Annotated in this window: 18 protein-coding genes; 17 read left to right on the top strand and 1 reads right to left on the bottom strand. The window is 70.4% G+C overall.

The window, feature by feature from the left end; translation table 11 throughout:
- Positions 1-22 precede the first annotated feature (22 nt).
- On the top strand, positions 23-214 hold the full coding sequence (locus ACFQW8_RS00165; RefSeq protein WP_380084954.1) for a methionine aminopeptidase: 192 nt from the start codon (positions 23-25) through the stop codon (positions 212-214).
- An 88-nt stretch (positions 215-302) separates the two neighbouring features.
- Here ACFQW8_RS00165 and panB read toward each other — a convergent pair whose 3' ends face one another.
- Positions 303-1,172 (bottom strand): 3-methyl-2-oxobutanoate hydroxymethyltransferase, encoded by an 870-nt coding sequence (gene panB, locus ACFQW8_RS00160; RefSeq protein WP_380084953.1) that lies wholly within the window; start codon positions 1,170-1,172, stop codon positions 303-305.
- Between the two features lie 160 nt (positions 1,173-1,332).
- Between panB and ACFQW8_RS00155 the strand changes: the two genes are divergently transcribed.
- The 16 genes from ACFQW8_RS00155 to ACFQW8_RS00080 all read left to right on the top strand — a co-directional run bounded on the left by ACFQW8_RS00155 (position 1,333) and on the right by ACFQW8_RS00080 (position 19,094).
- Positions 1,333-3,642: an immune inhibitor A domain-containing protein gene (locus tag ACFQW8_RS00155; protein WP_380084952.1), complete on the top strand. Its 2,310-nt coding sequence runs from the start codon at positions 1,333-1,335 to the stop codon at positions 3,640-3,642.
- 91 nt (positions 3,643-3,733) lie between these two features.
- Positions 3,734-5,071, top strand: coding sequence for a glutamine synthetase family protein (locus ACFQW8_RS00150; RefSeq protein ID WP_380084951.1), 1,338 nt, complete (start codon positions 3,734-3,736; stop codon positions 5,069-5,071).
- 22 nt (positions 5,072-5,093) lie between these two features.
- Entirely contained in the window at positions 5,094-8,090 is a 2,997-nt protein-coding gene (locus ACFQW8_RS00145) for a bifunctional [glutamine synthetase] adenylyltransferase/[glutamine synthetase]-adenylyl-L-tyrosine phosphorylase (RefSeq protein ID WP_380088537.1), read from the top strand.
- Positions 8,091-8,100: 10 nt separating this feature from the next.
- Positions 8,101-9,417: a histidinol dehydrogenase gene (gene hisD / locus ACFQW8_RS00140; RefSeq protein ID WP_380084950.1), complete on the top strand. Its 1,317-nt coding sequence runs from the start codon at positions 8,101-8,103 to the stop codon at positions 9,415-9,417.
- Positions 9,414-10,547, top strand: a complete 1,134-nt coding sequence (locus ACFQW8_RS00135; RefSeq protein WP_380084949.1) for a histidinol-phosphate transaminase — start codon at positions 9,414-9,416, stop codon at positions 10,545-10,547. The genes hisD and ACFQW8_RS00135 overlap by 4 nt, the downstream gene beginning before the upstream one ends.
- Positions 10,544-11,149 carry an imidazoleglycerol-phosphate dehydratase HisB gene (gene hisB / locus ACFQW8_RS00130; RefSeq protein WP_380084948.1) on the top strand — a complete coding sequence of 202 codons (606 nt, stop codon included), beginning with the start codon at positions 10,544-10,546 and terminating at the stop codon, positions 11,147-11,149. Before ACFQW8_RS00135 ends, hisB begins: the two co-directional genes overlap by 4 nt.
- A gap of 3 nt (positions 11,150-11,152) precedes the next feature.
- Entirely contained in the window at positions 11,153-11,779 is a 627-nt protein-coding gene (locus ACFQW8_RS00125; protein ID WP_380084947.1) for a hypothetical protein, read from the top strand.
- Complete coding sequence (gene hisH / locus ACFQW8_RS00120) at positions 11,776-12,420, top strand: imidazole glycerol phosphate synthase subunit HisH (protein ID WP_380084946.1); 645 nt, start codon at positions 11,776-11,778, stop codon at positions 12,418-12,420. The genes ACFQW8_RS00125 and hisH overlap by 4 nt, the downstream gene beginning before the upstream one ends.
- A gap of 38 nt (positions 12,421-12,458) precedes the next feature.
- The gene (gene priA / locus ACFQW8_RS00115) at positions 12,459-13,193 is read left to right on the top strand and encodes a bifunctional 1-(5-phosphoribosyl)-5-((5-phosphoribosylamino)methylideneamino)imidazole-4-carboxamide isomerase/phosphoribosylanthranilate isomerase PriA (protein WP_380084945.1); all 735 of its coding nucleotides are present in this window, start codon (positions 12,459-12,461) and stop codon (positions 13,191-13,193) included.
- Positions 13,190-13,876, top strand: coding sequence for an SseB family protein (locus ACFQW8_RS00110; protein ID WP_380084944.1), 687 nt, complete (start codon positions 13,190-13,192; stop codon positions 13,874-13,876). The genes priA and ACFQW8_RS00110 overlap by 4 nt, the downstream gene beginning before the upstream one ends.
- 231 nt (positions 13,877-14,107) lie before the next feature.
- Positions 14,108-15,121 (top strand): translation initiation factor IF-3, encoded by a 1,014-nt coding sequence (gene infC, locus ACFQW8_RS00105; protein WP_380084943.1) that lies wholly within the window; start codon positions 14,108-14,110, stop codon positions 15,119-15,121.
- A 78-nt stretch (positions 15,122-15,199) separates the two neighbouring features.
- Positions 15,200-15,394 (top strand): 50S ribosomal protein L35, encoded by a 195-nt coding sequence (gene rpmI, locus ACFQW8_RS00100; protein WP_009775194.1) that lies wholly within the window; start codon positions 15,200-15,202, stop codon positions 15,392-15,394.
- A gap of 42 nt (positions 15,395-15,436) precedes the next feature.
- Positions 15,437-15,823, top strand: a complete 387-nt coding sequence (gene rplT, locus ACFQW8_RS00095) for a 50S ribosomal protein L20 (RefSeq protein WP_380084942.1) — start codon at positions 15,437-15,439, stop codon at positions 15,821-15,823.
- 46 nt (positions 15,824-15,869) lie between these two features.
- A complete protein-coding gene (locus ACFQW8_RS00090; protein WP_380084941.1) occupies positions 15,870-16,664 on the top strand; it encodes a TrmH family RNA methyltransferase in 795 nt (264 codons plus the stop codon).
- Between the two features lie 17 nt (positions 16,665-16,681).
- Positions 16,682-17,764: a PAS domain-containing sensor histidine kinase gene (locus ACFQW8_RS00085; RefSeq protein WP_380084940.1), complete on the top strand. Its 1,083-nt coding sequence runs from the start codon at positions 16,682-16,684 to the stop codon at positions 17,762-17,764.
- Between the two features lie 139 nt (positions 17,765-17,903).
- Positions 17,904-19,094, top strand: coding sequence for an MFS transporter (locus ACFQW8_RS00080; protein ID WP_380084939.1), 1,191 nt, complete (start codon positions 17,904-17,906; stop codon positions 19,092-19,094).
- The last annotated feature ends 123 nt before the right edge of the window (positions 19,095-19,217 follow it).

Genomic DNA, 19,217 nt, shown 5'->3' with positions numbered 1-19,217 from the left:
CTCACACACTCAGGAGGACACCGTGGCGTACTGGTACAACATCGCGACCAAAGAGGTCGAGACCGACGAGAACCGCAGTCGCAACGACGACGTCATGGGCCCGTACGACACCGAGGACGACGCGCGCAACGCCCTGGCCAGTGCCGCCAGGAACACCGAGCAGTGGGACGCAGAGGACCGCGCCTGGGAGGGCGAGAAGGACCTCGAGGACTGAGCGGGTCCTCAGGCCACGACGACGACGACAGGCGCAGGTATGCCGGGTGCGCACCCGGCATACCTGCTCCCGTTGCGTCCGAGGGCCGTCAGGCCTCGAAGCTGTGCTCCGCGGCGGGGAACGTGCCGGAGGTGACCTCGGCGGCGTACTGCCTCGCGGCGTTGCCCAGGTCGGCGCGCATGTCGAGGTACTTCTTGACGAAGCGCGGGGCGCGGCCGCCACGGAGCCCGGCCATGTCCTGCCAGACGAGGACCTGCGCGTCGCAGTCCGGGCCGGCGCCGATACCGATGGTGGGGATGCGCAGCGCCTCGGTGACCCTCCTGGCAGCCGGGGCGGGCACCATCTCCATGACGATCGCGAAGCAGCCGGCGGCCTCGAGGGCGAGTGCGTCGTCGAGCAGCCGGTCGGCGCCGTCGCCGCGCCCCTGGACGCGGTAGCCGCCCAGGACGTGCTCGCTCTGCGGGGTGAAGCCGATGTGGCCCATCACCGGGATGCCTGCTCGGACGAGCAGCTCGACCTCGGGCACCATGGGCTTGCCGCCCTCGAGCTTGACCGCGTGGGCCAGGCCCTCCTTCATGAACCGAGTGGCTGTCGCAAGTGCTTGCTGCGGGCTCGCCTGGTAGGAGCCGAAGGGAAGGTCGGCGACGACCATGGCGTGCTTGGCGGCCGAGGTGACCGCGCGGCAGAGCGGGACGAGGTGGTCGACGGTGACGGGCACGGTGGTCTCGAAGCCGTAGACGTTGTTGCCCGCGGAGTCGCCGACCAGGAGGCAGGGGATGCCGGCCTCGTCGAAGATCTCGGCGGCATACATGTCGTAGGCCGTGAGCATCGCCCACTTCTCCCCGGTCTCCTTCATCTTCTGGAGGTGAGGGACGCGGATCCGCTTCTGGGGCGCGGCCTGCGCGCCGGTACCGTAGGGGTTCGTCGTCTCGACGGGAGGAGTGGGCTGTTCGCTCATGTCGGGAATCCTCTCAGAGGGCCGCTGAGCTTCGGGACTGCCGTGCTCGGAAGGTAAAAGGCAGGCAAAATAAACGCACAGAACATTGTGCAATCCAATTCCACATGTTTCTCTGCAATGGCGCGCCTACCCCTGGCGAGCGATCACACTCGGAGGAACCGTGACAAGACGACACACTCGTGCCCTGGCCGGACTGGCTGGAGCAGCGTTGGTGGTGAGCCTGGCGCCCATGGGCGCGCAGGCGAAGGACGCCGCGCCCCCTGCGGACAACAAGGCTGCCTCGGAGGCACACCGCGACCACGACCTGCCCAACCCGCTCGGTGACGCCGCGCGCGAGCTGCGCAAGGACGCCGTCAACAAGCTCATCAAGGGTGAGGCGACCACCGAGACGCGCGGCGGCCAGCGTGTCATCAAGGTCAAGGGCAACGCCAAGGCGCCCAAGGGCTCCAAGGCGGCCAAGGACCGGTTCGTCTCCTACCCGGTGAACCGCGAGGAGGACATCTTCACGATCCTCGCCGAGTTCGGGACGCAGTCGAACGCCACGACCGGCGGCACGCCCGGCCCCGTGCACAACGAGATCCCGGCGCCCGACCGCGTCTGGGACGGCAACGCCACGGATGACAACTCGACCGAGTGGCGCGCCGACTTCAACCGCGAGCACTACCAGGACCTCATGTTCGGCGAGGGCGAGTCGTTCAAGGACTTCTACCTCAAGCAGTCCAACGGCCGCTTCCTGGCCAAGGGCGACGTGTCCGACTGGGTCGAGGTGCCCTACAACGCGGCCCGCTACGGCAGCAACAAGATCAGCGATGCCGATGGCGCGTGGCCGTTCATCCAGGACTCGGCGACAGCGTGGTACGACAGCCAGAAGGCTGCCGGCAAGAGCGACGCGGAGATCAAGACCTACCTCCTGCAGTTCGACAAGGTCGACCGCTACGACTTCGACGCGGACGGCAACTTCGCCGAGGCCGATGGCTACATCGACCACTTCCAGGCCATCCACGCCGGTGCCGGCGAGGAGGCCGGTGGCGGCGCCCAGGGCGAGGACGCCATCTGGTCGCACCGCTGGTACGCCTACTCCAACCAGATCGGCAAGACCGGACCCGCCGCCAACAAGGCCGGTGGCGTGCAGCTCGGCAGCTCCGGCATCTGGATCGGTGACTACACCACCGAGCCCGAGAACGGTGGTCTCGGCGTCTTCACGCACGAGTTCGGCCACGACCTCGGCCTCCCGGACTACTACGACACCGCAGGTGGCGACAACGGCACCGGCTTCTGGACGCTCATGTCCGGTGGCTCGTGGCTCAACAACGGCACCGTCGACATCGGCTCCAAGCCGGGCTACATGGGTCCGCTCGAGAAGCTGCAGCTCGGCTGGCTCGACTACACGGTGGCTGACAAGAGCGGCAGCTACGCGCTCGGCCAGGCCGACCTCGACGGCGCCAGGACGCCCCAGGCCGTCGCCGTCCCGTTGGCTGACAAGCGGGTCGTCACGAAGTACAACACCCCTCACAGCGGTGCGGCCGAGTGGTGGAGCGGATCGGGCAACGACCTCAAGAACTCGATCACTCGTGACGTCAACCTGACCGGCAAGACCTCGGCCAGCATGTCGGCGTGGCTCGACTACGAGATCGAGTCCGGCTACGACTACCTCTATGTCCAGGCCAGCACCGACGGCGGTGCCAACTGGACCGACGTCGACGCCATCGGCGGCAAGAGCGCCGGCTGGGTCCAGAAGTCGTGGAACCTGTCGCAGTTCGCCGGGAAGCAGACCAAGGTCCGCTTCAGCTACGTCACCGACGGTGGGCTCGCGCCCAAGGGTGCCTTCATCGACGACATCGCGATCACGGTCGACGGTGCCACTGTCCTCAACGACACCGTCGAGACGGGCACCAACGGCTGGACGGCTGCCGGCTTCACGATCATCAACGGCACGATCGACAAGATGTACCCGCGGTACTACCTCGTGGAGAACCGGGTCTACTCGGGCTACGACGAGACGCTCAGGACCGGTCCCTACAACTTCGGCTGGGCCGACACCAGGCCTGACTGGGTGGAGCGCTTCCCCTACCAGAACGGCATGCTCGTCTGGTACGTCGACAGCTCGTTCGCCGACAACAACACGTCGGTGCACCCCGGTGGCGGACAGGCGCTCCCCGTCGATGCCCGACCGGCGCCCGTGAAGTGGCCCACCGGCGAGCTGCTCGGCAACCGCCGTCAGCCGTGGGACGCCACCTTCGGTCAGGAGAAGACCGACGAGGTCACCTTCCACCGCAACGGTGTCCCGGTGACGATCACGAAGCAGGCGGCGATCCCGATCTTCGACGACACCGACGCCAACAAGTACTGGACGGCGGACAACCCGTGGAACTCGGTCAAGGTCGCCGGCACGGGTACCAAGATCACGGTGGCCAGGACCACGAAGCAGGGCACCGAGATGCAGCTGGACATCACGGTCCCCGTCAAGTGATCGAGACCTGACGCGTCAACAGCGCAACAGCGAGGGCCCCGGAGCGAGATGCTCCGGGGCCCTCGTCCTGCCTCCCCATAGGATGCCGACCATGGATCGTCAGCAGGAGTTCGTTCTCCGCACCATCGAGGAGCGGGACATCCGCTTCGTCCGCCTCTGGTTCACCGACGTCCTCGGAGGGCTGAAGTCCGTCGCCGTCGCGCCGGCCGAGCTGGAGGGTGCCTTCGCCGAGGGCATCGGCTTCGACGGCTCGGTGATCGAGGGCTTCGCCAGGGTCTACGAGGCCGACATGCTGGCCAAGCCCGACCCGTCGACGTTCCAGGTGCTGCCGTGGCGCGGTGACAACCCGGGCACCGCGCGGATGTTCTGCGACATCACGCTGCCCGACGGAACCCCGAGCATGGCTGACCCGCGCCATGTGCTGCAGCGCACGCTCGCCAAGGCGGCCGACCAGGGGTTCACCTTCTACACGCACCCCGAGATCGAGTTCTTCCTCTTCGAGCGGGGCTTTGCACCGGGGGAGCCGCCGACCCCGATCGACCAGGCGGGCTACTTCGACCACGTCCCGCACGGATCGGCCCAGGACTTCCGCAGGGCTGCCATCACGATGCTCGAGTCCATGGGCATCAGCGTCGAGTTCAGCCACCACGAGGGCGCCCCCGGCCAGAACGAGATCGACCTGCGCTATGCCGACGCGCTGTCGACCGCCGACAACATCATGACCTTCCGGACGGTCATCAAGGAGGTGGCCCTCGAGCAGGGCATCTTCGCCTCCTTCATGCCCAAGCCCCTCGCCGACCACCCGGGTTCGGGCATGCACACCCACATGTCGCTCTTCGACGGCGACAGCAACGCCTTCTACGAGGCAGGTGCGCCCTACTCGTTGTCCAGGACCGGCAGGCAGTTCATCGCCGGACTCCTGCACCACGGCGCCGAGATCACCGCGGTGACCAACCAGTGGGTCAACAGCTACAAGCGGCTCTGGGGTGGGGGTGAGGCACCCGCGCACCTCACCTGGGGCCACAACAACCGCTCCGCCCTCGTGCGTGTGCCCATGTACAAGCCCAACAAGGGGCAGAGCAGCCGGGTCGAGGTCCGCTCGATCGACCCGGCCTGCAACCCCTACCTCGCGTTCTCGGTGCTGCTCGCGGCAGGACTCAAGGGCATCGAGGAGGGATACGAGCTCGCTCCGGAGACCGAGGACGACGTCTGGGGTCTCACCGACTCCGAACGCAAGGCGATGGGCATCCGACCGCTCCCGGCGAGCCTCAGCGAGGCGATCGAGGTCATGGAGGAGAGCGAGCTCGTGGCCGAGACCCTCGGCGAGCACACCTTCGACTTCTTCCTGCGCAACAAGCGCGCCGAGTGGGCGGACTACCGCGGGCAGGTCACCGCGTTCGAGCTCGAGCGGTACCTCCCGCGGTTGTGAGGAGCGCACCGTGAGCGCTCGTATGCCGTCCGTGTCCGGAGACCTGACGCGTCTCGGTTTCGCGGAGCCTCGGCGCGCCGACACCCTCCTCGCCGATCCCGCGCTGGCCCCCTTGGTCAAGGACCGCGAGCGGGTCGAGACCGACGGGCTCGCCGTGACCCTCGCCAAGGTCGCCGACCCCGACCAGGCGCTGCTCACCCTGGTCCGCCTCATGGAGTGCGTCGCCACGCCCGGGCACACGGCCCTGCGCGAGGCGCTCGTCCCCGCCCTGCGCGAGCCCGGCCGGGCCCGGGACCGGCTCTTCGCCGTCCTCGGCGCCTCGACCGCGCTCGGCGACCATCTCGTCGCCCGACCCGAGCACTGGACCTCGGTCGTCGACGCCGTGCAGCTCGAGGTCGAGGAGCGCATCGACCTGCTGACCGCGGCGGTGACCTCGCCGGAGGAGGGCACGACCGCCGAGGACGCCCTGCGCATCGAGTACCGGCGGCAGCTCCTCGGGATCGCCACGCTCGACGTCTCCCGCCCGGACCCGCAGGCCCGGCTCCCCGAGGTGGCCGCCGCCCTGGCCGACCTCGCCGAGGCCGCGTTGGAGGCAGCGCTCGTCATCGCGCGCGCTGCCATCGGCCCCGACGCCGGGCAGTGCCGCTTCGCCGTCATCGGCATGGGCAAGACCGGTGGGCGGGAGCTCAACTACATCAGCGACGTCGACGTCATCTTCGTCGCCGAGCCGGTCGACGGGGCGGACGAGGACGCGGCGGTCGCGGTCGGCACGGAGCTCGCGACCCGGCTCATCAGGATCTGCTCGAGCCAGACGGCCGCCGGGGCCCTGTGGCAGGTCGACCCGGCCCTGCGCCCCGAGGGCAAGAACGGGCCACTCGTGCGCACCCTCGACTCCCACGTCTCCTACTACGAGCGGTGGGCCAAGACCTGGGAGTTCCAGGCGCTGCTCAAGGCGCGCCCGATCGCCGGTGACCGCGCCCTCGGTCGCGCCTACGTCGACGCCGTCGCGCCCTTCGTGTGGTCAGCGGCCTCTCGCGAGAACTTCGTCGAGGACGTCCAGGCCATGCGCCGTCGCGTCGAGGACAACGTCCCCTCGGGAGAGGCCGACCGACAGCTCAAGCTCGGGCCGGGTGGCCTGCGGGACGTCGAGTTCAGCGTCCAGCTGCTCCAGCTCGTCCACGGCCGGGCCGACAGGTCCCTGCGGTCCGGCACCACCCTGACCGCGCTGGCTGCGCTCTCCCAGGGTGGCTACGTGGGGCGAGAGGACGCGCAGACCCTGCAGACGGCATACCGGCTCCTGCGCACGTTGGAGCACCGCATCCAGCTGCACCGGATGCGGCGCACGCACCTCATGCCGACTGCGCCGGGCGACCTCCGGCGTCTCGGCCGGGCGCTCGGCCACCAGCGCGACCCCGAGGACTCGGTCGTCGCGCAGTGGCGTTCGGCGGCCCGCGAGGTGCGCCGCCTGCACCAGCGCATCTTCTACCGTCCGCTGCTCTCCGCCGTCGCCCGACTCGGTCCGGACGAGGTGCGCCTCACTCCCGAGGCCGCTCGTGAACGGCTTGCCGCCCTCGGCTTCCGCGACCCTCGTGGGGCCCTGCGCCACCTCGAGGCGCTCTCCGGGGGCGTCAGTCGGCGGGCCGCCATCCAGCGCCAGCTGCTGCCGGTCATGCTCGGGTGGTTCGCCGACGAGGCGGACCCCGACGCCGGCCTTCTCGCCTTCCGCCGGATCAGCGACGAGCTCGGCACGACGCCGTGGTTCCTGCGCCTGCTGCGCGACGAGGGCAGCGCCGCCGAACGCCTGGCGCACACTCTGGGGCGGAGCCGGTATGCCGCTGAGCTCCTGGAGCAGGGACCGGAGTCGGTGCAGTTCCTGGGCGAGTCCACCGGGCTGCGCCCACGATCGCGTGAGGACGTCCAGGGGCGGATGCGGGCCGCGGCCGGACGCAAGGACGGGTCGGAGGCAGCCGTCCTCGCGGCCAGGGCGGTGCGACGCTCCGAGCTCTTCCGGCTCGCCGTGGCCTCCCTCCTGGGTCACCTGACCCTCGACGACCTCGGCACCGCCCTGGCCGACCTGAGCAGCGCGCTCATCGACGTCACCCTCGAGGTCGTCCTCGCGGCGGTCGAGGAGCAGACGGGCACACCCCCGCTGAGCCGGCACCTCGTCGTCGGCATGGGTCGGCTCGGCGGCGGCGAGGCCGGCTTCGGCAGCGACGCCGACGTGCTCTTCGTCCACGACCCCCTCGAGGGTGCGGACTCGCGCGCCGCCCAGGAGCAGGCGCTCGAGGTCGTCAAGGAGCTCATCCGCCTGCTCGCGCTCGCTGCCCCCGACCCTCGGCTCGAGGTCGACGCCGGGCTGCGCCCCGAGGGCAAGAACGGGCCGTTGACCCGCTCCCTCGACTCCTACCGCGCCTACTACGAGAGGTGGTCCCTCGTCTGGGAGTCGCAGGCCCTGCTGCGGGCGGCGCCCGTGGCCGGCGATCCGGAGCTCGGTGCCGCCTTCGTGGGGCTGATCGACCCGCTGCGCTGGCCCGAGGGCGGGATCGATGCAGGGCAGGTCCGCGAGATCCGCACCCTCAAGGCCCGGATGGAGTCCGAGCGACTGCCGCGGGGCGCCGACCGCAAGACCCACTTCAAGCTGGGGCACGGGGGCCTGAGCGACGTGGAGTGGTGTGTCCAGCTCATCCAGCTGCAGCACGCCCACGCGCACGAGGGCCTGCGGACGACGTCGACCCTCACGGCGCTGGCCGCCGCCCAGAGCGGGGGCCTCGTCGATGCCGACGACGCCCTTGCCCTGTCGCAGGCCTGGCGCCTCGCGTCGCAGATGCGCAACGCCGGACTGCTGGCGCGCGGGCGGGCCGTCGACTCCGTTCCGTCCAATCTGCGTGACGCCGACGGGATGGCTCGGATCATGGGTCTACCGGCGGGGTCCGGGCAGGAGCTGGCCAACCGCTATCGCGGTGTGGCCCGTCGTGCCCGGCATGCGGCCGAGCACGTCTTCTACGGGGACGCTACCTAGACTGGGGACCATGATCCCCGTTCTCGACCTTCGCGGCCGCGCGCCCACGGTCCGCGAGCTCAGGGGCACCCTGCCCCGTGCCGAGCTGGACGTGGAGGCGGCGCTGGCTGCTGTCCGGCCGGTGTGCGACGACGTCGCCGCCCGCGGCGCGGACGCGGTCCTCGACGCCTCGGAGAAGTTCGACGGTGTGCGCCCGGTGACGTTGCGGGTCCCGGCCACCGTCATCGCCGCGGCCCTCTCGGACCTCGACCCCCAGGTCCGCCTGGCCCTGGAGGAGTCCGTCCGGCGCGCCCGGATCGTCCACGGCGCGCAGCGACGCACGGAGAGCAGGACGCAGGTCACGAGCGGCGGCACCGTGACCGAGCGCTGGGTCCCGGTCGACCGCGTCGGCCTCTATGTCCCCGGTGGGCGCGCGGTCTATCCGAGCAGCGTCGTCATGAACGTCGTCCCTGCCCTGCTCGCCGGCGTCGGGTCGATCGCCGTCGCGAGCCCGCCCCAGAAGGACTTCGACGGGTGGCCCCACCCGACGATCCTGGCCGCCTGTGCCCTGCTGGAGGTCGAGGAGGTCTGGGCGATGGGCGGCGCGCAGGCCGTGGCAGCGTTCGCGCACGGCTTCGACGGTGACGAGGTCCTCGATCCGGTCAACCTCGTCACCGGACCCGGCAACATCTATGTGGCTGCCGCTAAGCGACTGCTCAAGGGCCTCATCGGCATCGACTCCGAGGCGGGACCCACCGAGATCGCGATCCTCGCCGACGCCACCGCCGACCCCGAGCACGTCGCCGCCGACCTCATCAGCCAGGCCGAGCACGACCCCATGGCCGCAGCCGTCCTCGTGACCGACAGCCCGGCCCTCGCCGACGCCGTCGAGGTCGCTCTCGCGCGCCGGGTCCCCGACACCAAGCACTCCGGCCGGGTCACCGAGTCGTTGACGGGCCGTCAGTCCGCCGTCGTCCTCGTCGACTCCGTGGACGTCGGCCTCGACGTCGTCAACGCCTATGCCGCCGAGCACCTCGAGATCCACACGACCGACGCCTCGGCCGTCGCATCGCGCGTCCGCAACGCGGGCGCGGTCTTCGTCGGCACCTGGTCTCCGGTCAGCCTCGGTGACTACTGCGCCGGCTCCAACCACGTCCTGCCCACCGGTGGGTGTGCCGCGCACTCGAGCGGCCTCTCCGTGCAGTCCTTCCTCCGCGGCATCCACGTCATCGAGTACTCCGAGGAAGCCCTGCGCGAGGTCGGTGGCCACGTCGTCACCCTCGCCAACGCCGAGGACCTCCCGGCTCACGGCGAGGCCGTCATGGCCCGCCTGGCCGAACCGACATGAGCGTGATCGAGCAGCTGCTGCGTGAGGACCTGCGCGGGCGCACCGCCTACGGTGCGCCCCAGCTCGACGTCCCGGTCGCCCTCAACACCAACGAGAACTCGTATGCCGTGCCCGCCGCGGTCGTCGACGAGATCGTCGCCGCCGTGGCCGAGGTGGCCTCAGGCCTGAACCGCTACCCCGATCGTGAGTTCACGGACCTGAGGGATGACCTCGCGGCATACCTCTCACGCAGCGGGACCACGGTGCGCCCGGAGCAAATCTGGGCCGGCAACGGCTCCAACGAGGTTCTCCTGCACCTGTTGCAGGCCTTCGGCGGTTCCGGGCGCACGGCGCTGGGCTTCACGCCGGCCTACTCGATGCACCCGATCATCACGGCGACCACCGGCACGAGCTGGGTCGATGGGCTGCGCGGCGTGGCGGGTGGGGGAGCGTTCGACCTCTCCGTCGAGTCGGCTGTCGCGCAGGCTCAGGCGCACGACCCGCACGTCGTCTTCCTCTGCTCGCCCAACAACCCGACAGGCACAGCGCTGACCCTCGAGGTCGTCACTGCCGTGCACGACGCCGCTCCTCGCGCGGTCATCGTCGTCGACGAGGCCTACGCCGAGTTCGCCCGACCCGGCACGCCCAGTGCGCTCACCCTGCTCCCGGGCCGTCCGCGTCTGGTCGTCACCCGCACGATGAGCAAGGCGTTCGCCTTCGCCGGCGGTCGCCTGGGCTACCTCGCGGCGGACCCCGAGCTCGTCGACGCCCTGCGGCTCGTGCGGATGCCCTACCACCTGTCATCGCCCGCGCAGGCGATCGCCCGGGCAACGCTGCTGCACGCCGACGCGATGCTCGGCACCGTCGACGTCATCAAGGCCGAGCGCGACCGCATCGTCACCGCGTTGGCCGACCTCGGCCTCGACCCGGTCCCCAGCGACGCCAACTTCGTCCTCTTCGGAGGGCTGCGCGACAGCCGTGCGACCTGGCAGGCGCTGCTCGACCGGGGGGTTCTCGTTCGAGACGTGGGCATCGCCCACTATCTTCGAGTCACCGCCGGGACGCCTGCGGAGACCACTGCCTTCCTCGACGCCGTGGCCGCACTGCCACCTGACCACCTGCGCCCAGAACACCCGGAAGGACAGTCGTGACCAGCAACCGCACCGCGACGGTGACGCGTTCCACCTCCGAGAGCAGCGTCGAGCTCAGCCTCGACCTCGACGGCACGGGCGTGGGCGAGGTGAGCACCGGCGTCCGGTTCTACGACCACATGCTCCTGTCGCTCGCGAAGCACTCGCTCATCGACCTTCGCGTCAAGGCCACCGGTGACGTCGACGTGGACGCGCACCACACCGTCGAGGACGTCGCCATCGTCCTCGGTGACGCGCTGCGCGAGGCGCTCGGCGACAAGAGCGGCATCGCCCGCTTCGGCGACGCCACGGTCCCGCTCGACGAGGCGCTCGTGCAGGCGGTCGTCGACGTGGCCGGTCGCCCCTACGTCGTGCACACCGGCGAGCCGGCCGGCCAGGAGTACGTCGTGATCGGGGGCAACTACGTCGGGTCGCTGACCCGGCACGTCCTCGAGTCGTTCGCCTTTCACGCCGGCATCGCGCTCCACGTCCGTGTCCTCTCCGGTCGCGACCCGCACCACATCGTCGAGGCACAGTTCAAGGCCGTGGCCCGCGCCCTGCGCGCGGCAGTCGCCCGCGATCCCCGGGTTGTCGGGGTCCCCAGCGCCAAGGGTGCGCTCTGAGCCGTGGCCACCCTTGACCAGACACCAGCGCTCGGCCACGGTGTCGTCCTCGTCCGAGGTGGCGGCGCCGCCTCCGCCCGGTGGGTCCGTCGCGGTCTCGTCGCCGTGCGCGTGGTTCCGCTCACCGGGTGGACCGGTATCTATCTCGCCGAGGACCGAGCCCTGTCGGCACCGCCCTATGACGTCGGTCTCGAGGTCCTGGCCGCTCGTCGCGTGCCCACCCGCCGCCGGCCCGCGATCGGTCTCTTCGTCATCGACGGGTGCGCCGTGGTGACGGTGCAGGCCCGCGGCTGGCGGCTGGAGCAGCGCTGGCTGGTGTGGGAACCAGGCGTCGGCATCCGACGGACCCCTGACCTTCCCGCGCTTCCCGCAGGGCTCGTCGTCGACGTCGCGGGCGCTCGTTCACGCACGTCCGCGGCTGCGGTGACCGCGCACTTCGCCGACCCCCAGGGGCAGCCGCTCGACCTCCTCGTCGGTCTCGTGCGGCTCCTCGGCCTGCCCGGAGAGGAGCTCCTCCTGGGTGACGCGGACGAGAGCCACGAGCGGATCGACCCGAGCCCGCGCTCGATCGCGACCTTCGACGCCCTCGTCGCCGAGGAGGCCGCACACCGGACCGGGGACGACCGATGACGCTTCGACGGGTCGTCGTGCTGGACCACGGTAGTGGCAACGTCCACAGCGCGGTGCGGGCACTGGAACGGGTCGGCGCCCACGTCGAGCTGACCGCGGACCGCCAGCGGGCACTCGATGCCCACGGACTGTTCCTCCCCGGAGTGGGCAACTTCCATGCCTGCGTCCGGGGGATGCGCGCTGCCGAGGCACCTCGCATCGTCGACGTCCGTCTGGCCGGTGGGCGCCCCGTCCTGGGAGTGTGCGTCGGTATGCAGGCGCTGTTCGAGTCCTCGACCGAGCCGAGCGGCACGACGGAGGAGGGCCTCGCCGAGTGGCCGGGCACGGTGGAGCGGCTGCAGGCACCGATCGTCCCGCACATGGGATGGACCGAGGTCGACGTGCCCTCCGGGTCGACCCTGTTCGCAGGAGTCGAGTCCGAGCGCTTCTACTTCGTCCACTCGTATGCCGTCCGCACCTGGACGCTTCCCGAACCCACCGGGGCCTTCGCCGCGGTGGCCCCCCGGGTCACGCACGCGACCCACGGTGAGCGGTTCGTCGCGGCCGTGGAGAACGGCCCGCTGTCCGCCACCCAGTTCCACCCCGAGAAGTCGGGAGACGCGGGCCTGCGCCTGCTCGAGAACTGGGTCGGCTCGCTCTGACCTCCTCGACCCCACCCGTGACCCACAGTGAAGGCGCCATGACCACCCCACGTCTCCAGCTCCTCCCCGCCGTCGACGTCGCCGATGGGCGCGCGGTCCAGCTCGTCCAGGGCGTCGCGGGGACCGGTGGCGAGTTCGGCGAACCCGTCGAGGCCGCGATGCGCTGGCAGGAGCAGGGCGCCGAGTGGCTGCACCTCGTCGACCTCGACGCCGCCTTCGGGCGCGGCGACAACGCAGAGCTGCTCGCCCAGATCGTCGGGCGGCTCGACATCGACGTGGAGATGAGCGGCGGCATCCGTGACGCCGAGACCCTGGACCGCGCGCTCGCGACCGGGTGCCGGCGGGTCAACCTCGGCACCGCCGCCCTTGAGAACCCCGAATGGACGGCCGCCGCCATCGCCGAGCACGGCGACCGCATCGCCGTGGGTCTCGACGTGCGGGGCACGACTCTGGCGGCGCGCGGCTGGACCCAGGAGGGGGGCGACCTCTGGGAGACGCTCACGCGTCTCGATGCCGAGGGATGCGCACGCTACGTCGTCACCGACGTCAACAAGGACGGCATGCTCAAGGGGCCCAACCTCGAGCTCCTCCGGGACGTCTGCGCCCGGACGGACAGGCCCGTCATCGCCTCCGGCGGAGTCTCGACCTTGGCGGACATCGAGGCCCTCCGGGTCATGGTGGGTGACGGCGTCGAGGGCGCCATCGTCGGGTCCGCTCTCTACCGCGACGCCTTCACCCTCCCCGACGCGCTCGACGTCGCCGGCCGCCCGTGACGCGTGATCTCGTCTTCACCGGCTTCGAGGGTGACGAGGGCGCGGCCGACCCGGCACTCGTCGCAGCCCTGGATGCCGAGGACCCGTCCGAGCTCATGAAGGCACTGGCGTCCGCCCGACTCCTCGTGCCGATCGTCGCCGAGCCGGTCGAGAGCGAGGTCAGGGACGGGCTGACCGTCGACAAGCAGACCGACATGGCGGCCGTGACCCTCCTCGCGCCTGACGGTGAACGAGCGTTGCCCGTGTTCACCAGCCTTGCCGCCCTCGCGGCGTGGGACCCCGGAGCCAGGCCGGTCCCTGTCACCTCGGCTCGCGCCGGACAGGCGGCGGTCGGCGAGCGGTGTGACGTCATCGTCATCGACGTCGCCGGCCCGCGCACCCAGGTTCTGCGCCCCTCCATGGTGTGGGCGCTGGCCCAGGAACGCGAGTGGGTCATCCCGCAGCTCGACCCGTTCGTCGCCAGGGCCGTGGAGAGGGCGCTGGCGGACGAGCCGGCTGTGCGCAGTCACCGGATCGAGGAAGGCAGACCGGCAGGTCGCGGCATCCTTGGTCTCGCCCTCGAGCTGTCGGAGGGCCTTGACCCCGACGAGGTCCAGCAGATCGCCACTCGGGTGGGGGAGCGGCTGGCCACCGACGGTGAGCTGAGGGCCCGCATCGACGGCCTGGCCTTCCGCATCACCTGACCGGTGTGTCGCAGGGGTTGCGGGAGAATGGGGTGAGGAACCCACGGAGGTGAGCGGGCGGCATACACGGAGTTGGTCCCAAGGCACCAGACTGCTAACCTTGCTGCCGGACCGGCTGCGTCGCCCCCCACCAGGGGAGCGACACAGTGCGCAAGTGAAGCTCGCTTCCACCCGCGTCGACCTCAGGTCGCCGGGTTCTCTCCACTCGGTCCACGGCAGAGTATTAGTGTCGTGGGTGCTGTCGTGGACGGATGTGAGGCTTCTCGTGCGCTGCGCGAGGAGCCTCTTCTCGTTCCGGTCGCAGGACAGCCTGATCTCCACCGTTCCCTTCAGAAGGAGTACGACATCAGCGAGCCTCGCATCAACGACCGCATCCGGGTTCCGGAAGTGCGGTTGGTTGGCCCCAACGGCGAGCAGGTCGGCATTGTCCGGGTCGAGGACGCACTGCGCCTCGCAGCAGAGGCAGATCTCGACCTGGTCGAGGTGGCCCCCATGGCCAAGCCGCCCGTCGCCAAGCTCATGGACTTCGGCAAGTACAAGTACGAAGCCGCCATGAAGGCCCGAGAAGCGCGCAAGAACCAGGTCAACACGGTCATCAAGGAGATCAAGCTCCGCCCGAAGATCGACCCGCACGACTACGCCACCAAGAAGGGCCACGTCGTCCGGTTCCTGGGCGGCGGTGACAAGGTCAAGGTGACCATCATGTTCCGCGGGCGCGAGCAGTCGCGTCCGGAGCTCGGCTACCGCCTCCTGCAGAAGCTGGCCGAGGACGTCATCGAGCTGGGCACCGTCGAGTCGGCGCCCAAGCAGGATGGTCGCAACATGATCATGGTGCTCGCCCCGACCAAGAAGAAGTCCGAGGCACGCGCCGAGCAGCGCCGCAAGAAGGACTCTGCGGACGTCGCCCCGGCTGCGGCTCAGTCCACGCCGACCGAGCTCGCCGACGAGGCCACCCCGGTCCGGACCGAGGAGCTCGAGGCCGAGCAGCCCGAGGTCGTCGAGACCGAGCAGCCCGAGGTCGTCGAGGCGGAGCAGCCCGAGGTCGTCGAGGCGGAGCAGCCCGAGGTCGTCGAGGCCGAGCAGCCCCAGACCGCGCAGCCCGAGGTCGTGGAGACCGCGCCGGTTGCAGAGGTCGAGCCCGCCGCCGAGCCGAAGCCCCAGGCCGCACCGAAGCCCAAGGCCGCGCCGAAGCCGAAGGCCGACAACAAGCCCAGGGCCCCCAAGAAGGCCGTCGCCGCCGAATAGGCGTCGCCACACTTTTCCCCGCAGCACCGACACACAGCAGCACCACAGCAGCACCGACAGCGAAGGAGATCGGCAGCCATGCCGAAGAACAAGACCCACAGCGGCACCAAGAAGCGCTTCCGCGTCACCGGTTCCGGCAAGGTCATGCGCGAGCAGGCCGGTCACGTCCACAAGTTCCACGAGAAGACCCCGCAGAAGGCTCGCGCCCTCAGCAAGGACGTTCTCGTGTCCAAGGCCGATGTCAAGAAGGTCAAGAAGCTTCTCGGCATCTGAGCCGGGCCCACCGAACGTCCAAGAACAGCAAGGAGTACTCACGTGGCACGCGTGAAGCGGGCAGTCAATGCCCATAAGAAGCGCCGGGTCGTCCTCGAGCGCGCGAGCGGTTATCGCGGTCAGCGGTCCCGTCTCTACCGCAAGGCCAAGGAACAGGTCACCCATTCCCTCGGCTACGCCTACCGCGACCGTCGCGCCCGCAAGGGTGACTTCCGGCGCCTGTGGATCCAGCGCATCAACGCTGCGGCCCGCGCCAACGGCATGACCTACAACCGCCTCATCCAGGGCCTCAAGATCGCCGAGATCGAGGTGGACCGTCGCATGCTTGCCGAGCTGGCCGTGAACGACGAGGCTGCCTTCGCCGCCCTGGTCGAGATCGCCAAGGCGAACGTCCCGGCCCAGCCGGTCGTCGACAAGGCTGGCGTCTGAGCCACCCAAGGGCGCACCGCGTCCCTGTCGCAGCGCCGGGAGAGCCGTGCTGACCAACGTCCGATCTGATCGGGTCAAGTCAGTGCGATCGCTCTCCCGGCGCTCCGTGCGTGAGCGGACGGGTCGTTTCGTCGTGGACGGCCCGCAGGGCGTGCGCGAGGCGATCCGGTATGCCGCCGCGCGCATCGACGACCTCTACGTCACCTCCGCCGCGATCGAGCGTCACAACGACCTCGTCGCAGCCGCTCAGGACGTCGGCCTCCACGTCCATGAGGTCGACGACGCCGTGCTCGCCGCGATGTCCGACACCGAGTCGCCGCAGGGGCTGCTCGCCGTGGTCGCGGCGCAGCCCCACACCCTCGAGGGGGTGCTCGCCGACGACCCGCGACTCGTCGTGCTGCTGAGCAACGTGCGCGACCCGGGCAACGCCGGGACGGTCATCCGTGGCGCCGACGCCTTCGGCGCGGACGCCGTGCTCGTCACCGACGGCTCCGTCGACGTCCTCTCGCCCAAGGTGGTCCGCTCCACCGCCGGATCCCTCTTCCACCTGCCCGTCGTCACGGGTCTCGACGCCCACACGACGTTGGACGCCCTGGCCGCACACGGCATACGGACTCTTGCTGCCGACGGAGTCGGCGAGACCCTGCTGCCCGACGTCGACGTGAGCCAGCCGCACGCCTGGGTCATGGGCAACGAGGCATGGGGGCTGCCGCCCGAGATCCGCGACCGCTGCACCGACGTGGTGAGGGTGCCGATCCACGAGCGCGTCGAGTCGCTGAACCTCGCCATGGCCGCGACGATCTGCCTCGCAACGTCCGCCGGGGCGACGCGGCGCCCCTGACGTGGTGGGATGTTGCCATGGATGCGTCCCCCGCCTCGGAGAATCCCTCGACCGTTCCGTCTGCGACCGTGGTGGCGGCGCAGATGCTTCCGGACGGTCTGGTCACCGCCGACGCAGACGGCACCGTGACCTCGGTCAACAGGCGCGCCGAGCAGGTCCTCGGTCGGGGGGCGGCTGAGCTGGTCGGACGGGACATCCGCACGGCCCTCCCACTCGAGACGCGCAACGGCGAGTCGTGGTGGACCCTCACCGACCCGTGGAACGGACTGCGCATCCGCACCGGCCACCGGGAGAAGCTGCTCCAGACCAGTGACGGCACGGAGCTCCTCGTCACCGCCAAGTATGAGCGGACGGGCCGGGGCGGGCCCCTCGCCGGCATCCTGCTCGGCCTGCGTGATGCCGAGGCACGTCGTCGAGCCGAGCACGACCACGCGGCGCTCATCTCGACGATCGCCCACGAGCTCCGCTCCCCGTTGACGGGAGTCAAGGGTTTCTCATCGACCCTGCTGCGCCGGTGGGACCAGTTCACCGAGCCGCAGCGACTGACGATGATCGAGGCCGTCGACTCCGACGCCGACCGCCTCACCCGACTCATCACCGACCTCCTCGACGTCTCGCGCATCGACACGGGCAAGCTGCGGATCCACGAGATCCCGGTGCCGGTGCGGGAGTTCTTCACCCGACACGTCGAGCGGGCGGTGGCAGCCGGCGGCGATGCGAGCGACTTCACCATCACGATCGAGCCCGGAGCCGAAGAGGTCTACGCCGACAGCGACCGCCTCGACCAGGTGCTCTCCAACCTCGTCGAGAACGCTGTGCGACACGGCCACGGTCGGGTGGACCTCAGCGCGTCCCCCCACGCGTCGCACGACGGGACCGGGGTGCTGATCAGCGTCAGCGATGACGGAGCAGGGATCCCGGCCGAACAACGGCGGGCCGTCTTCGGCCGGTTCTGGCACGGGCCGAGCGGGACCGGCACCGGCCTGGGCCTCTACATCGTCAAGGGCATCGTCGAGGCCCACGGTGGGTGGGCCCAGATCGACGATGGTGCTGACAGCGGTGCCGTCGTCCGCGTCTTCTTCCCCGGGGAGCCCACCTAGCCGGACACCGGCCGGACGCTTGGCGGACACCTGGCCGGACGGTTGGCGGTCACGTCGCCGTATCGGGCTTGGTCGGTGAAGCCACCCGGCATACGCTGCGAAGCGTTCTGCAGGAGCGGTTTCGAGCAAGGGGTGTCGGGTGGCGGTCGTGTCCATCGCGCCCTACCGCGTCGCCCTGGCGAGTCGAGACCTGAGGCTGGCCCTGCTCCTCGGGTCGTTCGTGCGGATCCCGGTGTTCTCCGCCGGCGTCCTCCTGACGGTGCACGTCGTCTCCACCCTCGATCGTTCGTATGCCGCCGCGGGACTGCTCGCCTCCGTCGCGACGGTCGCGATCGCGGTGAGTGGGCCGTGGCGGGGTCGTCTGCTGGACCGGATAGGACTGCGCAGGGTCGTCCTCCCGTCCACGGTGGTGGCCCTCGTCTGCTGGTCCATCGCGCCGTGGGTCGACTACCTGCCGCTGCTCGTCCTCGCGGGGGTGGCCGGGCTCTTCGTCATCCCGAGCTTCTCCATCATCCGCCAGGCCGTCATGGCCGCGGTGCCGAGCCAGGAGCGTCGCACCGCGATCTCGCTCGACTCCGTCGCCGTCGAGATCGCCTTCATCATCGGCCCGGCCACGACGATCTGGGCGGCGTCCCACTGGGACACGCGGTGGGTGCTCTTCGCCGTCCAGATGCTCGGGGTCGTCGGGGGCCTCACCCTGTGGCTCGTCAACCTGCCCCTGCGCAGCGACTCCGAGGACGACGACCCAGGGGAGCATCCGTCGCGGTCGTCGTGGCTGGGGTTGCCCTTCATCGCCGTGTGCTGCGCTGCCGCGTGCGCGACCTTCGTGCTGTCCGGGACGGACCTCGGGATCGTGGCGCGCATGCGGGAGCTGGGGTCGCCGACGTCCATCGGCATCGTCCTGGGCCTCTGGGGGCTCGGTTCGCTGTTCGGCGCCCTGGTCTACGGCGGGCTGAGCAGGTCGATCTCGACCTTCTGGTTGCTCGGTGCCCTGGCGCTGGTCACCCTGCCGATGGCACTGGCCCACGGCCTGTTCTCCCTGTCGGTCCTCGCCTTCGTCGCCGGGGTCCTGTGTGCCCCGACGATCACCGCCAGCGTGGACCAGGCGAGCCGAATCGTGCCGGCTTCGGCCCGCGGCGAGGCGATGGGGTGGCACGGTTCGTCGTTGACCCTGGGCGGCGCCATGGGCGCGCCCTTTGCCGGTCTGGCCATCGACGAGGTCGGAGCCGGTGGAGGCTTCGTGGCGCCTGCCGTCGTGGGTCTGGTCGTGGCCCTCCTCGGTGCCGCGGCCGCCCAAACCCGTCGACGCCGGCACGCGCCCGGGCGCTAGGCTGGTCGACATGTCTCCCGCCTCGGCCTCCCGCATGCCCCGTGCCGTGCGCCGATTTACCGTGCCCTCGGGCCCGGAGACGCAGGCCGCCTGAGCTCGTGCGATCGAGGCTCGGCGACCACG

The sequence above is a fragment of the Knoellia altitudinis genome, assembly GCF_042666355.1.
Taxonomy (GTDB): Bacteria; Actinomycetota; Actinomycetes; order Actinomycetales; family Dermatophilaceae; genus Knoellia; species Knoellia altitudinis.
This window is presented reverse-complemented; position numbering and strand designations above follow the sequence as displayed.

Excerpts from the sequence above, each read along its gene's own strand:
- panB (WP_380084953.1), bottom strand. The coding sequence starts at position 1,172 with ATGAGCGAACAGCCCACTCCTCCCGTCGAGACGACGAACCCCTACGGT.
- ACFQW8_RS00150 (WP_380084951.1), top strand. The coding sequence starts at position 3,734 with ATGGATCGTCAGCAGGAGTTCGTTCTCCGCACCATCGAGGAGCGGGAC.
- ACFQW8_RS00145 (WP_380088537.1), top strand. The coding sequence starts at position 5,094 with ATGCCGTCCGTGTCCGGAGACCTGACGCGTCTCGGTTTCGCGGAGCCT.
- hisD (WP_380084950.1), top strand. The coding sequence starts at position 8,101 with ATGATCCCCGTTCTCGACCTTCGCGGCCGCGCGCCCACGGTCCGCGAG.
- ACFQW8_RS00135 (WP_380084949.1), top strand. The coding sequence starts at position 9,414 with ATGAGCGTGATCGAGCAGCTGCTGCGTGAGGACCTGCGCGGGCGCACC.
- hisH (WP_380084946.1), top strand. The coding sequence starts at position 11,776 with ATGACGCTTCGACGGGTCGTCGTGCTGGACCACGGTAGTGGCAACGTC.
- priA (WP_380084945.1), top strand. The coding sequence starts at position 12,459 with ATGACCACCCCACGTCTCCAGCTCCTCCCCGCCGTCGACGTCGCCGAT.
- rpmI (WP_009775194.1), top strand. The coding sequence starts at position 15,200 with ATGCCGAAGAACAAGACCCACAGCGGCACCAAGAAGCGCTTCCGCGTC.
- ACFQW8_RS00085 (WP_380084940.1), top strand. The coding sequence starts at position 16,682 with ATGGATGCGTCCCCCGCCTCGGAGAATCCCTCGACCGTTCCGTCTGCG.